16 protein-coding genes and 1 pseudogene are annotated in these 15,140 nt (G+C 43.4%); 12 read left to right on the top strand and 5 right to left on the bottom strand.

The window, feature by feature from the left end:
* Both PQR79_RS12330 and PQR79_RS12335 read right to left on the bottom strand, forming a co-directional pair.
* Positions 1–338: pseudogene (locus PQR79_RS12330) on the bottom strand (hypothetical protein); the annotation flags it as partial.
* A gap of 222 nt (positions 339–560) precedes the next feature.
* Entirely contained in the window at positions 561–1,781 is a 1,221-nt protein-coding gene (locus tag PQR79_RS12335; protein WP_238104512.1) for a threonine/serine exporter family protein, read from the bottom strand.
* Between the two features lie 174 nt (positions 1,782–1,955).
* Here PQR79_RS12335 and PQR79_RS12340 point away from each other — a divergent pair, with 174 nt between their 5' ends.
* From PQR79_RS12340 to PQR79_RS12350, 3 genes are all read left to right on the top strand, one after another.
* Positions 1,956–2,351 carry an MAPEG family protein gene (locus PQR79_RS12340; RefSeq protein ID WP_238104510.1) on the top strand — a complete coding sequence of 132 codons (396 nt, stop codon included), beginning with the start codon at positions 1,956–1,958 and terminating at the stop codon, positions 2,349–2,351.
* A gap of 199 nt (positions 2,352–2,550) precedes the next feature.
* On the top strand, positions 2,551–4,854 hold the full coding sequence (locus tag PQR79_RS12345; RefSeq protein WP_274408526.1) for a YgiQ family radical SAM protein: 2,304 nt from the start codon (positions 2,551–2,553) through the stop codon (positions 4,852–4,854).
* 126 nt (positions 4,855–4,980) lie between these two features.
* Positions 4,981–5,583 carry a hypothetical protein gene (locus tag PQR79_RS12350; RefSeq protein WP_238104856.1) on the top strand — a complete coding sequence of 201 codons (603 nt, stop codon included), beginning with the start codon at positions 4,981–4,983 and terminating at the stop codon, positions 5,581–5,583.
* A 257-nt stretch (positions 5,584–5,840) separates the two neighbouring features.
* On the opposite strand, the gene PQR79_RS12355 is transcribed toward PQR79_RS12350, so the two are convergent.
* The gene (locus PQR79_RS12355) at positions 5,841–6,383 is read right to left on the bottom strand and encodes a YSC84-related protein (RefSeq protein ID WP_372940668.1); all 543 of its coding nucleotides are present in this window, start codon (positions 6,381–6,383) and stop codon (positions 5,841–5,843) included.
* Between the two features lie 251 nt (positions 6,384–6,634).
* Positions 6,635–7,027 carry a nitrous oxide-stimulated promoter family protein gene (locus tag PQR79_RS12360; RefSeq protein ID WP_238104503.1) on the bottom strand — a complete coding sequence of 131 codons (393 nt, stop codon included), beginning with the start codon at positions 7,025–7,027 and terminating at the stop codon, positions 6,635–6,637.
* Positions 7,028–7,372: 345 nt separating this feature from the next.
* Here PQR79_RS12360 and PQR79_RS12365 point away from each other — a divergent pair, with 345 nt between their 5' ends.
* From PQR79_RS12365 to PQR79_RS12395, 7 genes are all read left to right on the top strand, one after another.
* Positions 7,373–8,227: a hypothetical protein gene (locus tag PQR79_RS12365; protein ID WP_238104501.1), complete on the top strand. Its 855-nt coding sequence runs from the start codon at positions 7,373–7,375 to the stop codon at positions 8,225–8,227.
* Positions 8,228–8,369: 142 nt separating this feature from the next.
* Positions 8,370–8,711 (top strand): hypothetical protein, encoded by a 342-nt coding sequence (locus PQR79_RS12370; RefSeq protein WP_238104499.1) that lies wholly within the window; start codon positions 8,370–8,372, stop codon positions 8,709–8,711.
* A complete protein-coding gene (locus PQR79_RS12375; protein WP_238104497.1) occupies positions 8,701–10,170 on the top strand; it encodes a protein adenylyltransferase SelO in 1,470 nt (489 codons plus the stop codon). The genes PQR79_RS12370 and PQR79_RS12375 overlap by 11 nt, the downstream gene beginning before the upstream one ends.
* A 35-nt stretch (positions 10,171–10,205) precedes the next feature.
* Positions 10,206–10,526 (top strand): DUF3630 family protein, encoded by a 321-nt coding sequence (locus PQR79_RS12380; protein WP_238104495.1) that lies wholly within the window; start codon positions 10,206–10,208, stop codon positions 10,524–10,526.
* Positions 10,519–11,526 (top strand): serine/threonine protein kinase, encoded by a 1,008-nt coding sequence (locus PQR79_RS12385; RefSeq protein WP_238104493.1) that lies wholly within the window; start codon positions 10,519–10,521, stop codon positions 11,524–11,526. The genes PQR79_RS12380 and PQR79_RS12385 overlap by 8 nt, the downstream gene beginning before the upstream one ends.
* 222 nt (positions 11,527–11,748) lie before the next feature.
* Positions 11,749–12,366 carry a thiol:disulfide interchange protein DsbA/DsbL gene (locus PQR79_RS12390; RefSeq protein WP_238104491.1) on the top strand — a complete coding sequence of 206 codons (618 nt, stop codon included), beginning with the start codon at positions 11,749–11,751 and terminating at the stop codon, positions 12,364–12,366.
* A 474-nt stretch (positions 12,367–12,840) separates the two neighbouring features.
* Positions 12,841–13,053, top strand: a complete 213-nt coding sequence (locus tag PQR79_RS12395) for a DUF1107 domain-containing protein (protein ID WP_238104490.1) — start codon at positions 12,841–12,843, stop codon at positions 13,051–13,053.
* Positions 13,054–13,060: 7 nt separating this feature from the next.
* On the opposite strand, the gene PQR79_RS12400 is transcribed toward PQR79_RS12395, so the two are convergent.
* Positions 13,061–13,282, bottom strand: a complete 222-nt coding sequence (locus tag PQR79_RS12400) for a cell division protein ZapB (RefSeq protein WP_238104488.1) — start codon at positions 13,280–13,282, stop codon at positions 13,061–13,063.
* Positions 13,283–13,454: 172 nt separating this feature from the next.
* Here PQR79_RS12400 and PQR79_RS12405 point away from each other — a divergent pair, with 172 nt between their 5' ends.
* Both PQR79_RS12405 and PQR79_RS12410 read left to right on the top strand, forming a co-directional pair.
* Positions 13,455–13,808, top strand: coding sequence for a RidA family protein (locus PQR79_RS12405; RefSeq protein ID WP_238104486.1), 354 nt, complete (start codon positions 13,455–13,457; stop codon positions 13,806–13,808).
* A 178-nt stretch (positions 13,809–13,986) separates the two neighbouring features.
* The gene (locus tag PQR79_RS12410) at positions 13,987–15,078 is read left to right on the top strand and encodes a branched-chain amino acid aminotransferase (RefSeq protein ID WP_238104484.1); all 1,092 of its coding nucleotides are present in this window, start codon (positions 13,987–13,989) and stop codon (positions 15,076–15,078) included.
* The last annotated feature ends 62 nt before the right edge of the window (positions 15,079–15,140 follow it).

The raw sequence follows: 15,140 nt of genomic DNA on the forward strand, positions 1-15,140 counted from the left end.
TCGCGAATGTAGGGTTCATAACGCAGTAAACGCTGGGCTTCTTCAAGATCTTTTTTGCTAATTTTATCGCCTTTTTCAAAGCTTAAACTATTGAGAATGGTTGATTCTTTAGTGTTGATGTGTAAATAGTTTGCCCAGCGGTGCAAAAAGATTGCATCGGGGTCTGATTCATCAAAAATAGGGTGACTGACAATGACGATATTAGCGACCTTGTCGACATCATGTTTATTCACTGTCGATACTGCAGGTGAAGTGTCCACCGGCTCATCATTAGCGCTGGCGCTGGTGTGAGAAAGCAAGATGACGAAAAAAAAGGCTGCCACTATGACTCTTGGCATAAATTCGTCCTTAATTGTTTTTTGTTATATTTTTTAAGGAAACGCCAAACGTTAAATTAGTGTAACAAGAATGAAGCGGTTGCGTTATCGCTTGTCTTAATAACACACTTGTATTGACAAATAGTCAAGTGTTTAAAGGTTTTAGCGTGACTTGCACCAGAGCTAAATGACAAAGGGCTGCCCAGTTGGCAGCCCTCCTTTAATGGCGTTGCCGTTAACCTACTATAGCGAACGACGCGGCGGAACCACAACGTTGGCGAAAATAAGCCCCGCAATGAGTGACATAAAAATCAAAAATATTTGCGAGCCTAAATGCGCTTGGTTAAGCATCGTTTCACCTGATATCAGCGCGTTTAAACCAATATAGGTTTTACTGCCGGGCACTAAAATCACAATGCCTTGCAATAACGCTATCGACACAGGGGCTTTCATCCAGCGGGCATAGAGATTTGAGTATATGCCAACAGCCAATGCACCAACAAAAATACCAATCGACTCACCTAAGTAAATACCACCAAGCATGGCTGAGAAAAAGGCCACAATCCCGGCAAACACACCCCAAGGCGAGTCTTTAAGGCGCGCTTTAAAGATAATCACTAACGACATCGACAATAATGGCACGGCCGACCAAATCGCCCAACGAGGCAGTGGAACAGGGTCAATATAGGTGACCTCTCCAAAAATGGCTTTACCTATGGTCATGCCCAGTACCGCACCAAAATACAATTTAAATAATTGCATTACCGCATCCATAATGCGTGCGGTACCAGAAATTAAATCGCGTGCAGCAAGCTCTGCTAAGCCTAACGTGAGTGCAAGGCCGGGCACAAAGATAATAATTCCTGATAAAATGGTCACCGGTAAATTAATGCTGGGGTCAAACTGAGAAATAGCCGTTGCTAAAATTGCGCACATTACCGCCGCCATAGGCTCGAGCATTTCAGCAATGCGTTTAGAACGCTCAGCCCAAAACACCAAGCTGTAAACTAATAAACCTAGCATGGCTGACCAAAAAACATCATGCCAACCTGTGCCCATTAACATGGCAAATGCCCCAGCACTCGATCCGAAAGCAAGCAATGTCAGTTTGTGACCATACGGGTTAGGTTTATTGGCGATGTCTTCTAAACGTTCCAGTGCTTCTTGTAAGGTGCGCTGGCCTGAACTGAGCTCTTCAACTAATTCAAAAGTACGAGCCAATGACCCTAAATCAAGATCGCCAGGTTTAACACGAGCCACATGGTTATATTCTTGTTCGGTGTCGTGTTGCAGCACAAATGTCATCGAAGTAGGGGAAATTAAAAAATAACCTTCAATACCAAGCGTGCTACATACCGTTTGCAAGTGGGATTCTAAGCGGTACGCAGGCGTACCAAACTTATGTAGAGCTTTACCTAATTTAATGATAAATCTACGTTTTTCTAAAAAATCCTGATTATCCACTGGGCGATAGTCACTCTTGTTAGGGTATAGGGCTTATTTTGGCGCGAATACTAACCGATTAGTACGTGTGTTTATAGACAAACTGATTCAAAATGTTGTTTTAACATCACAATAGCATTGTGGTATTAATCGAAGATGTCAAAATAATAATATAATCAACTAAAGGAATAACAGATGACATTGATGGTAACGGGTTTATATGCAGGTTTAACGGCGCTGCTGGTTTTAGCATTATCTTATAAAGTGGTTAAATTTCGTCGGGCAAATAAAATAGGCATCGGCGACGGTGGGCATCAAGGGCTGTCTATTGCAATAAGAGCGCATGGCAATTTAATTGAAAATGCACCTATTGTGCTTATTTTGTTAGCATTGGCAGAGTTGAATGGCATGCCAGATTACTTGATACACAGCATCGGTACTGTTTGGATTGTGGCGCGTTTATTACATGCAATTGGGCTAAACCAAGGGCAAGGAGGTTATCACTTTGGTCGCTTTTGGGGAGTGTTGGCCACTTGGATTGTGCTTTTAGTGTTAGCAGTGGCTAATATTGGCTTCTTTCTAGGCTTATAAGCGCTTCGGCTGTGGTGGTATTGGCTTATCACCACTTTTTATAGGGTTAATTGCCAATAAAAATATTTCACTTTTGCTGCTTTTTTAGTCACACTTAGTGTCTCCGTGCTGCTATACTCCGCGTCCGTTAATTCGGCCGCACGCTATTATTGCTACCGGACTCGGTACCCGCTTCTCTCCATTCATTTAGGTTATATACATGCAAGTTGAGTCAACGTTATTTAATTATCCCAAGTTTTGGGCAGAATGCTACGGAACAGCTCCTTTTTTACCTATGTCCCGCAAGGAAATGGATAAACTAGGCTGGGATAGTTGCGATATTATTATCGTGACAGGCGACGCATATGTAGACCATCCAAGCTTTGGTATGGCAGTGATTGGGCGCATGCTTGAGGCTCAAGGTTACCGGGTGGGGATTATTTCTCAGCCAGATTGGTCCAGCAAAGAAGACTTTATGCAATTAGGTCGACCAAACCTGTTTTTTGGGGTTACGGCTGGCAACATGGACTCCATGATTAACCGTTACACCGCAGACCGTAAACTGCGTCATGACGACGCTTATACTGCTGGTGATATTGGCGGTAAACGCCCAGACCGCGCGGTAACTGTATATACCCAGCGGTGTAAAGAAGMCTTTAAAGAAGTGCCTGTGGTCATCGGGGGTATTGAAGCCAGTTTACGCCGCATTGCCCATTACGATTACTGGTCAGATAAAGTGCGTCGCAGTGTTATTTTTGATGCCAAAGCCGACATCTTAATTTACGGTAATGCCGAACGCCCACTCATGGAAGTAGCTCGACGTATTGCTGCAGGCGAAGCTATTAGTGATATCGATGACGTGCGTGGCACTGCAGTAATGCGTAAAGACCCCATGCCGGGTTGGCGCGGTATGGACTCGCGTAAAATTGACCAGTTACATAAAATTGAGCCATTGCCGAACCCTTATGGCGCAGATGATGTGGGTTGCAGTAATTTATCTGGGCCAACAGACAATAAGATTTTTGATAACGATGCGCCTAAGCCAATTAGCATTCAGCCGCCTCGTCCAAAGCCATGGGAAAAAACCTATGTGCTTTTACCTGCCTTTAGTAAAGTTAGCGAAGATAAATATCTTTATGCCCACGCATCACGTATTTTGCATCAAGAGCAAAATCCAGGTTGTGCACGAGCGTTATTTCAGCCACACGATGCAAACCGAGGCGTATGGGTTAACCCACCCGCCTGGCCACTGAATACAGATGAAATGGATGCAGTATTCGACTTGCCGTATCAGCGTGTGCCACACCCGGTCTATGGCAAAGAGAAAATCCCTGCTTACGACATGATCAAAACCTCAATCAACATTATGCGCGGTTGTTTTGGTGGTTGTTCATTTTGTTCAATTACCGAGCATGAAGGGCGCATTATTCAAAGCCGTTCGCAAGAGTCGATTGTTAAAGAAATTAAAGACATTCAAGAAAAGGTACCTGGTTTTACCGGGGTGATTTCTGACTTAGGTGGCCCAACAGCCAACATGTACCGTTTAGGCTGCACCAGCGAAAAAGCGGAAAAAACCTGTCGCCGTTTGTCGTGTGTGTACCCATCTATCTGCGGTCATTTAGGCACAGATCATAAACACACCATTGACTTATACCGCGCTGCTCGTGATGTTCCCGGGATTAAAAAGGTATTGATTGCATCGGGCGTGCGTTACGACTTAGCGATTGAAGATCCAGATTACATCAAAGAGTTGGCTAAGCATCATGTGGGCGGTTATTTAAAAATTGCCCCTGAGCACACCGAAGAAGGCCCCCTCAGTAAAATGATGAAGCCAGGCATGGGCACTTACGACAAATTTAAAGAATTGTTCGATAAGTTTTCAAAAGAAGCCGGTAAAGAGCAGTTTTTAATTCCGTACTTTATCTCTGCGCATCCCGGCACTACCGATGATGACATGATTAACCTTGCGCTGTGGCTCAAAGGTCAAAAGTTTAAGCTTGATCAAGTACAAAACTTTTATCCATCGCCTATGGCCAATGCTACAACCATTTACCATACCGAGCTTAACTCGTTGAAAAACGTTAAGCACGACAGTGAGCAGGTGAGTGTGCCGAAAAAAGGTCGTCAGCGTAAATTGCATAAGTTTTTATTACGTTATCACGACCCAGCAGGTTGGCCGATGATCCGTGAAGCCTTAGTGGCCATGGGTAAAGAGTATTTAATCGGTAATGGTCCACAACATTTGGTGCCGCCAGAAACGCGTAATGAGCAAAATCGAGTGAAATGGGGCCAAAAGCCAGCGGCTAAAGGCAAAAATCAAGGTGGCCAAAAAGCCATGACCCGTTTTTCTGCTGACCAATTTGAAGACCGTAAAGGTGGGTCAAAAGCTGATAAACCTAAAGCTAAACCGACAGGGCAAAAGCCAAAAGCAACGGCAAAAAACACCGGTCAGCCAGCCAACGCTCCAGGGGCTAAACGACCCGCTAAAACCGGTTGGGCCACCAAGTCTAAATACGCAAAATAGTGACGTTTTTGCTTTTGCGATAAACAACAAACCCGCCTTTATGCGGGTTTAGTTTATCTAGGCCTCACTTCGCAAAGCGTGTAACCTGTGTGGAAGAATAATATCAATAAGCAAAGGATCAGCATCATGGTTATAACGAGTCAATTACGAGGTTACTTCACTAGCGCATTAGTCTGTAGTGCGGCATTAATCGCTGCCCCAAGTAACGCTGCGAACTCAGTGCAGCATCAACAATTTTTTGAGTCGATAGTTAAACTTTGCGGCCAGGCGTTTGCTGGTAAAATCACTGCAGGAGGCAGTGAAGATGATGGCTTTAGCGGTAAAGCATTGATTATGCATGTACGCGAATGCAACGATAAACAGTTAAAAATTCCATTTCATGTCGGCGAAGACCATTCACGCACTTGGGTTATCACCCAAACTGACACAGGCTTACAGTTAAAGCACGATCATCGCCACAAAGACGGCTCTGAAGACAAGGTCACCATGTACGGTGGTGACACCCGCGATGTCGGTACCGCCAACATGCAATCGTTCCCAGTGGATGATGAGTCGATAGTCAATTTTAAACAAAATGGCCTAGATCAATCGGTCACCAATGTGTGGCAGATGATGATTGAAGCGCATACTTTTACGTATCGTTTATGTCGCGAAAATCGCGATTTTAAAGTGGAGTTTGATTTAACCAAACCGGTTGCGTTACCACCAGCGCCATGGGGACATGAGTAACTCCATTAGATATGTCTTTGGTTTAGCCCACATTGAGGTACTTGCGGCTTCTCGCTTAGGAGCCTGCGGCAGGCAATAAGTAACAACGAATTTGGGGTTTTAAATAAGTAACCCAATACCAATCAGGTTAGAGTGATCTAGTATGCAAACTGTTTTTTGACAAACCAATTTGCAATAAGAATCAACTTACTAAAAACAATTCAGGCTGCCAATGGCAGCCTGAATGCTTTTTAAGCTACAAGTCGATCTTAGTTGAGTTATTTAGCATCAAACGTAAACGATTGTCCTGCTAAGGCTGCTTCAAACATCAAGCCACCTTTGGCCGCGGTGAAAATTGCCATGCCATTAATGTAGGCCGCTGCAGCATTATGATTACTGCCTGCTTGGCCAGCGCCTGCAGAATTACCTGTGGTGCCAACCTGAGCATTGGCGCCTAAGTTAATTGCCACAGCTGATGCTTGAGCGCTAAATTCAAAACTGCCGCTGGTAAACTCATTATAGGCTTTGGCGTCTTTAAAAAAGATAATTTCACTGTAAGCCTGGCCACCAAGCTGAAATCCTATCGACAACTGGGTTAAGCTTGAATCACCCATGTATGTACCGCCCTGATAGACACGGCCATTACCGTAAGCTGCGCCAATCCCGATGCCGCCCTTTGCAACGGTTGGAAATATGGCATAGCCATAAGCTGAATTAAAAAAGTCTCGGGTCTCACTGGCTTTCTTGAAGTTTGTGACGGCTTCGCTATAAGCATTCTCATTAGCAAAAGTGGGTACAGAAAACGCGACACCTAACAACATAACTAAGCTTGCAAAAAATAGGTTGGTTGAACGTTGCATAAATCACCTCATTGACGAACCTATTGACATCATTGTCATAGTATATGGCTATAGATTACCAATACCGCTTAAACGGTGCGAGTTAATTAACGTTTATACTTATGCGTAGGTTAGCTTTAGTGTAAATGTTGTAAAAACGATGGGGCATGATTGAACATAGAGCCGCACTGATGATCGAGTTATGTCAGGTATTTATACACCCAATAACATGATCACGACATTTGACGCTTGCGCTTATGTCGATTAGATGCGCCTTCTGGCGGTAAGCCGGGGGCGGGTTTTCGTTCAGCCAGTAAGTGCTTAATAGCCATAATGGGGTGAGGTAATAACATTCTTGGCCCTGCAAAAATCATGATCTCACGGGCTTTTTGTTTCATATGAGGTTTATAGCAGTGCACCGGACATTTGTTGCAGGTTGGCTTATCTTGTCCATACGGGCAGCGGTCTAAACGGGTGTTGGCATAGCTTAAAAACTCACGGCATTGTTCACACACATCATGTGATGGTTTCATTGGATGGTGAGCTTTACAGTAAATATTGACCATGGCTTTGATGGTACGAAATTCAAACAGTAACTGACCTGTGAGTAACTCAGTTTCGCTCATGGTTAATACCTTAGTAAATTAGTCTGGTATTGTGAGTTTATGCGGCAAAATAACCGCTGACAAATTCGTATTCGCTAATTATGAATTCAAACACAAAACTATGGTTGAGTGTGCCATTGATCGCAAAAATCACTTAAATCTACTTCAATAGTGCCTTATTCGATAGCTTGTTACAGTTTAAAGTGGATAAATACTTGATTTTATAGCGCACGTTGAAATAATAATGACTAGTGCTTAAAAAAACAGCGCACTATTATTAATGACGTAAATGACTCACTGTTAATTGATACGTGAGTAATAACGAATCTATGCGTAAAGACGCATAATCAGTAAGGTGGACGCCTAATGCTAATGAAGGTCATTTTATTTGTCGTATTGGTTGCAATTGCCCTGTATTTATACAAACGTACTCAGGCTGTTGCTAAACAAGAACTCGACAAAAAAGCACCCAACCCAGAATACACTAAATCGCCTGTGGCCACGCCCAGCGAATCAAATATTGCTCAAAAAGACCAGGCCGTTGAGTCAACGGATGTCGCGTCGTCAGAGCCTGAGGTTATCCCTGATACCGTGACAACGGTGGATGTTGAGTCTGAATCTGAGCTTGAGCCAAAGCCTGAAGAGATTATCGCTGCAGAACCAGAACCAGAACCAGAACCAGAACCAGAACCAGAACCAGAACCAGAACCAGAACCAGAAGTTGAGTCAGTAGCAAAAATGACATCAGGCTCTGAAACACCTGTAGAGTCAAATGCTGTAGCTTCAAGCGAGAGTGATAAAAAGCTTGTCAGTTTAGCGGCAGTTAAAGGTGATTGGGCCAGCGACAGCTTTAAACAGTTAGTTGAGGCTGCAAACAATGCCGTCGAGCCACAAGCTCAGCATGATGCCGTAGCCGATGTCGTAGGTCATTGCTATAAAATGCGTAAACAAGCTGATTATTGTCAATATGGTGCTGCACTTAAGATGCTTTATTTAGACTTATTCAGTGTGATATATCAACAGCATGACAAAAATGGCAGTGATGAGATTAAAGCGCCGGCGTTTATGCAGTTATCCACTCTGCTTAATGATACCGGTGAGTTTGAGCAAGCTATTAGTGTTTGTCAGCAGGCACTTGAGTATCAATTAACGGATGGTACTGTTACGGGGTTTGAAGGCCGCATCAGTCGAATTGAAAAAGCGAAAGCTAAGGCAAGCTAACTCAGTTAATACAGCGTGAAGGATATCAGGTATGATATCCATTAAAGGAAAGCGGGCCTCGGTCCGCTTTTTTGTATTTGGCATCTGTGACTAAACTAATGGATGCTGGTGGTTGATATAATCAAGGATTTTGGTGGCATTGATGACTTCTACGATAAGCAAATTACTGCTGGCTGCAATTGGGTTAAGTGTGGCGATAGGATGCACGCGCACCCCTGAGTGGACACTGTTTTACGTTGCAGATAATCCAGCGAATGCCGAAAAGGCAATAACCTCAGCTAACATGGTGCAGACTGAGTTTATTTTAGGTTATTACGATACGCTCGACCAATGCCAGGCCAAAGGTGTTGGCATGTTACGTTTGCAAGGTTCATCAATGCCTGCAGCGCAAGCCTTTGTGTGTGCTCAACAATGTCAGGTAGATGATAATGAACAATTACATTGTCAACACCAGGTTGTTGGGGCTGAGTTAGATGCGCTTTAAACAAGATTTTTTTGAGCAATTAGACGGCTTTTACACGCAAGTTTACCCGCAAGGGATTAGTAACCCACACTGGCTTGGCTGGAGTGATGATGCCGCTCAGCTGATTGGTTTAGAAAAGCCAAACGATGCGTTATTGATGCAGTTGTCGGCCAATGCGGCTGCGCCAGGTGCAAGCTATTATGCTCAAGTTTACAGTGGTCATCAGTTTGGTGGGTACACCCCAAGGTTAGGAGATGGCCGCTCGATTATATTAGGCGAAGCTATTGGCCCTAATGGTGCGTGGGATGTGGCCTTAAAAGGTGGTGGCCCAACACCTTATTCTCGTCATGGTGATGGCCGAGCGGTAATGCGCTCTGCGGTGCGAGAGTTTTTAGTGTCAGAAGCGTTGGCGGCACTATCTGTACCGACAAGCCGTGCTTTAGCGGTAATAGGGTCAGACTTGCCCGTGTGGCGTGAAAGCCAGGAAACCGCAGCCATAACAGTACGCTTAGCGAAAAGTCATATTCGCTTTGGTCATTTTGAGTATTTTTGTTATAGCGAAAAAGGCGCGCCAGACAAGCTTACCCAATTGCTTAATTTTACCCTTGCTCAGCATTTTCCACATTTAAGCGCCGACAGTGCAAGCTACAAACAATGGTTTGTCGAGGTGGTGCAATCAACAGCTAAAATGATTGCCCACTGGCAAGCCGTAGGTTTTGCCCATGGCGTGATGAACACCGACAACATGTCGATTGTAGGCGATACCTTTGATTTTGGGCCGTTTGCATTGTTAGACACCTTTAAAGAGGGCTTTATCTGTAATCACTCTGATCATGACGGCCGTTATGCTTTTGGCCAGCAGCCCGGTATAGGCCTATGGAATCTAAAACGCCTCGCTCAAGCGCTTACTCCGATTATTCCATCTGATGATTTAATTGCTGCACTTAATCGCTATCAACCAAGTTTGGTGAGCCATTATGTCAGCTTAATGCGGGCAAAATTAGGCTTAAGTATCGACAGCGATTTAGGTCGCGCAGCGCAAGCAGAGCGTGAAAAACAAGATTTAGCATTAATTAGCCAATTTACTGTCATGCTCGAAAACAACCAACTCGATTACAGTAACAGCTTGCGCAAAATGGGCAAGATAGACATTAGCAGCCAGTACAGTTCACTGCGTGATGACATGTTGAATGTGAGCGAATTTGATAGCTGGTATCAAGCTTATCAAGCCCGAGTGGGGGATGTGGCCGATGTTGCAGCATGGCAACAGCAGCGTAATCAGCATAATCCCAAGTATATTTTACGTAATTACCTTGCCCAGGAAGCGATTATCGACATTGAAGAAAAAGCTGACAACAGCAAGCTTATACAATTACAGCAGTTATTAACTCGTCCTTATGATGAGCAGCCAGAGATGGACCATTTTGCCAAGCGTCCACCAGACTGGGGCCAGGGACTTGTGATGTCGTGCAGTAGTTAACCCAGTTTGATCGCCATTTTTTATTGAGTGATGTTATGAAATTATTATCTGCTAAATTTGATCCTGAAGCGAAGAGTATTGTTATCCAAGCTGCAGTTGATTTTGAGCAATTTGAACGGTTTGCTGAACCTTTAGCGGCAGCATTGGATTGTGAGATCTGTGAACGCCAATGGGGCGCAGATCGCCATCAATGGTTGCTGAACTTTGAAGGTAGCCCGGTGTGGCTACATTATGAGTTTTATGGTGATATTTGTTGGTTGTCAGTGGACAGTGCAAAAGATGTCGATGTGTTGCATTTTTTATCTGGCTTGCTTAAATCCTATATTCACACAACAGAAGAAGACCTACATGGATAATAGCAGCGCAGAATTTCATTTTCAGGCTCTAACGCCCGATTTGATTTTAGATGCAATTGAAAGTATTGGCATATTTCCTGAGACAGGTTTATTAGCATTAAACAGTTATGAAAACCGTGTTTATCAGTTCCGTTGCGACCGTGGGCAACGTTATGTGGTTAAGTTTTATCGACCACAGCGTTGGAGTGAAGCGCAAATACAAGAAGAGCATGACTATGCATTGGCGTTAGCTGCTGAAGACATTCCTATCGCTGTGCCCGTCATTATAGAAAATAAAACCTTATTTGAGTTTAAAGGCTACCGATTTGCGTTATTTCCATCAATTGGTGGCCGCGCTTTTGAAGTTGATAATCTTGAGCAATTAGAGTCAGTAGGGCGCTTCATTGGCCGTATTCATCAATATGCCAGCAAACAGCCTTTTGTGTATCGCGAGCCACTAACCCCTGAGATTCTTGGGGATGACGCTTATCGTTATTTACAAGACAGCGGCATCGTCGCCGAAGGTATGCGCAGCGCCTTTTTTACTGTGGTAGAGCAGGTGCTAACAAAAGCTAAGCAGATTTGGCAACAGCACAGCTTTGACACGATTCGTCTGCACGGGGATTTGCACCCTGGTAATATTTTATGGACTCCAGACGATGGCCCAGGGTTTGTTGATTTAGATGACGCAAGGCAAGGCCCAGCAGTGCAAGACATTTGGATGATGTTGACCGGTGATAGGACTCAGCAATTATTGCAGCTCGATATTTTAATTGATGCCTATCAAGAGTTTTGCGATTTTGATACAAGGCAATTGGCATTAATCGAGCCGTTAAGAGCGTTTAGAATGATCCATTACAATGCATGGCTGACCAAACGATGGCAAGATCCGGCATTTCCAATGAACTTCCCTTGGTTTGCTGACATTAAATATTGGGAGCAACAAACCTTAGCGTTTAAAGAGCAACTTGCCGCCTTGAATGAGGCCCCGTTGAGTTTAGCCAGCTTTAATCAAGCTTAATGGACAAGGGGTGACGCTCAAAACTTAATCGAAGTTGAAAAGCTTGAGCCACTCTGCACGTTTTAGATTATTAACGGGGTGGGTATTAACATTTTTTAATAATGACTATCGGGATGTATTTAGTTACAAATACAATCAACTAGCGATTGAGTTTCAGGCTGACGCTAGACTATGATAGATTCAGCGTTTTTATAATTAGTTTGCCTATTGAAAGGAAGTAAGATGAAAAAAGCATTATTGATGGCGGTAGCATTGCTACTCGCGCCAATGGCGGCGATGGCTGCAGATTACAAAGAAGGTGTTCATTACACTGTAATTAATGATGGCCCTGAGTCTGCAAAGCCTGAAATTATGGAGTTTTTCTCTTTCTATTGCCCACACTGTTACAACTTTGCAAAAACCGTAGTGCCAAAGATTGAAGCAAATATTCCAGAAGGTGTTAGCTTTAGTCAGTCGCATGTAGACTTTATTGGCCGTGATATGGGCGTTGAAATGTCTCGTGCATTTGCCGTCGCAAAACAACTGAACGTTGAAAAGAAAATCGAAGCGGCTTTGTTCAGTGCAATCCATGACAAGCGCCAACAGTTTACTCGTGCTGATGATATTAGAGCACTCTTTATTGCCAACGGTGTAGATGCTAAAGATTATGATGCAGCAGCCAATTCATTTATGGTGAGTGCACAAATGTCTAAAATGAAGCGCGATACTGAAAATGCTAAAATTTCAGGTGTACCTTCATTAGTTGTTAACGGCAAATACCGTGTTGAAACTAGCTCTATTAAGTCTTATGACGAGTTACTAGACATTGCATTTTACTTAACCACAATGAACAAAAAGTAACGATGTTACTGCCCCTTTAGCGCCTAATTGGCGTAAACGGGTCACACTAAAAAAGGAGCTTAGGCTCCTTTTTTGTTGTCTGGCGACGGGTGACACCGTGATGAGAATGTTGATCTCAGGCAAAAAAAAACCGTATGTCTATAAAAGACGATACGGTGATGAGTCAAATGACTCTTTTTTACCCTGAGTAACGCTAAGAATAGTATCATGGCGTCAAAATATTGGCAAGCGACATTATATTGTCGTAAAGCTGTCAGGTTCACAGCATGTGTTAATTAATAGGAGAAAGTTTTGTAAAGGATGAAACTCTTATTCATGCGTGAGGTCAAATTTTGAGATAAGAACCCCCTTGTTGGATATGAAACGTGAAGCAAGGTAAATATTTTTTTTGACTGTCACATTATTATATTCAACATCGTTTATGGTATTGCACGTTTCGCGTGGCCGCACGTATTTGCTCTAGGAGGAAACCATATGAGAAAGTTCCCTGTATATGCGCCCAAGTTAATTGTTAAGCATGTTATGATCTTTCTAAGTGGCGCTATTTGGGTAAAAGACTTAGGTTTACTTGAATTTGATAAAGGACGTTTTTTATACAGTCAAAAAAGCCTGCCAAAAGTAAAGCAGGCTGTCAGCGAGTTAAATGCGCTGATTGAGGCACAATCTGCGCCGCAGCAATCAACGTAAAACCAAATTACATTTCGCTATTCAATAAACCAACAAGGCCGTTGACCTTATCGCTCCATGAGTTGAGGTCTTGCTGCAATTGTTGGTTTTTTTGTGTCAGTTCTTGTTGCTGCTTTACTAAATCTTCATTCTTTTGCTTCTCTTCTTCAAGCTCCATTTTTAGTAGCTCAATATTTTCAAGAGTCGCCTGGATTTTGGTTTCCAGTTGGGACAATAATTCAAGGCTCATGGGGAGTCCTATACGTTTCTGGATGGAACCCCGATTCTAGCAGTGACAAGGCCTATAGGAATAGCCTTTAAAACTAAGTGGCTAAAATATATTCAATAAATCGCTGGTTATTGTGCTTTATCTGAGATCGCGCTATTTTCATCGGCTAACCTACACTATAAAAGCCTTTTTTATGACTATAACCCGACTCGATGTTGGTACCCGGATGAGCAGTATTGTGATCCACAATAATACGGTTTATCTCTGCGGCCAAGTTGCTAAAGACAAGTTCAGTGCTATTGAAACGCAAACTACCACCATGCTAGAAGAAGTTGATGCCTTATTGGCTCAAGCTGGCTCGAACCGTGAGCATATTTTGTCGGCGACTATTTACCTTAAAGACATGGGCGATTACGATGCTATGAATCAAGTATGGGATCAATGGATACCACGGGGACATGCCCCAGCAAGAGCCTGCGTGCAAGCGGCCATTGCTGAGCCAGAATACTTGGTCGAAATATCGGTGATCGCTGCGCAGGTAAGTTAAGCGCAGTAGCCGAGCTAAATAGAGTGATGCAATAACTGTTTGTCGGTTGCTGTATGAATAAATATATTGATGCTTGTTACGTTCAATTGACGTATTTTGATTTAGGATCTATGGCTTCGACTTGACATTATTCTCTAGCCTAAATAGTCTGCAAGCTCAGTTTTTAAGGTGGTATGCAATGGACATAAAATATAATTTAAAATCTGCGTCAGAGCGCCGCACAGAACCATTTATGCCAGAAGGCGACGTGGGTTTTGGTAAGTTGCGTACTGACCACATGTTTTTAATGGATTACCGTGATGGTCAGTGGTGCGATCCGCGTATCGTGCCTTATGGCCCATTTGAAATGGCGCCAGGTGCAATGTCATTACATTATGGCCAATCGATTTTTGAAGGCGCTAAAGCGTTTATGCATGAAGACGGTGAGATTTATACTTTCCGTTTAAATAAGAATGCTGAACGCATGAACCGTTCTGCCGATATTGTGTGTATTCCAAATATCGATGAAGCCATGCAATTAAAAGGCATTAATGCACTTATTGATGTGGACCGTTTATGGTTTCCACAGCAAGAAGGCGCGTGTTTATATATTCGTCCGTTTATTTTTGCCACAGAAGACCGTTTATCGGTAAGCCCTAGTCAAAAGTACACTTTCTGTGTCATGTTAAGTCCGTCAGGCGCTTATTATGCTTCAGGGGTTAATAACGGTATTCGGTTATTAATTAGCACTCAATTTCATCGTGCTGTGTCTGGCGGTACTGGTGCTTCTAAAGCGGCAGGAAACTACGCTGCATCTCTACGTGCGGGCAAAGCTGCGGTAGAGTATGGCGCATCGCAGGTGTTGTATTTAGATTCAACCAACACGCAAATTGAAGAAGCTGGCGCAATGAACCACTTCCATATTTTAAAAGATGGCACAGTGATCATTCCAACATTCACCGACACAATTTTAAAGTCGATCACCTCGCAATCTATCATGGAGTTAGGTGAGATGCTTGGTTGTGAAGTGAGACAAGAAACGGTGATGTTAGATAAGTTTATTGCTGACATTGAATCTGGTGAAATTATTGAAGCGGGTGGTTTTGGTACTGCGGCAGTGGTATCACCTGTGAATTCGTATATCTTTGAAGATGGCCGAGTTATCACCGTAGGTGATGGCAAAGTGGGTCCTCATATTCAACGTATCTATAAGCTGTTTACCGATTTACAAAAAGGCCATGTGGCTGCGCCGCAAGGTTGGGTTAAACGGGTTGAGCGTGTTGCGCCTTAAGGTTACACCAGCTGATTAGGTAAAATAAAAGCTCCCTTGGGAGCTTTTATTTTACCTAGGGA

The organism is Shewanella metallivivens (genome assembly GCF_028750675.1).
GTDB classification, from domain to species: domain Bacteria; phylum Pseudomonadota; class Gammaproteobacteria; order Enterobacterales; family Shewanellaceae; genus Shewanella; species Shewanella metallivivens.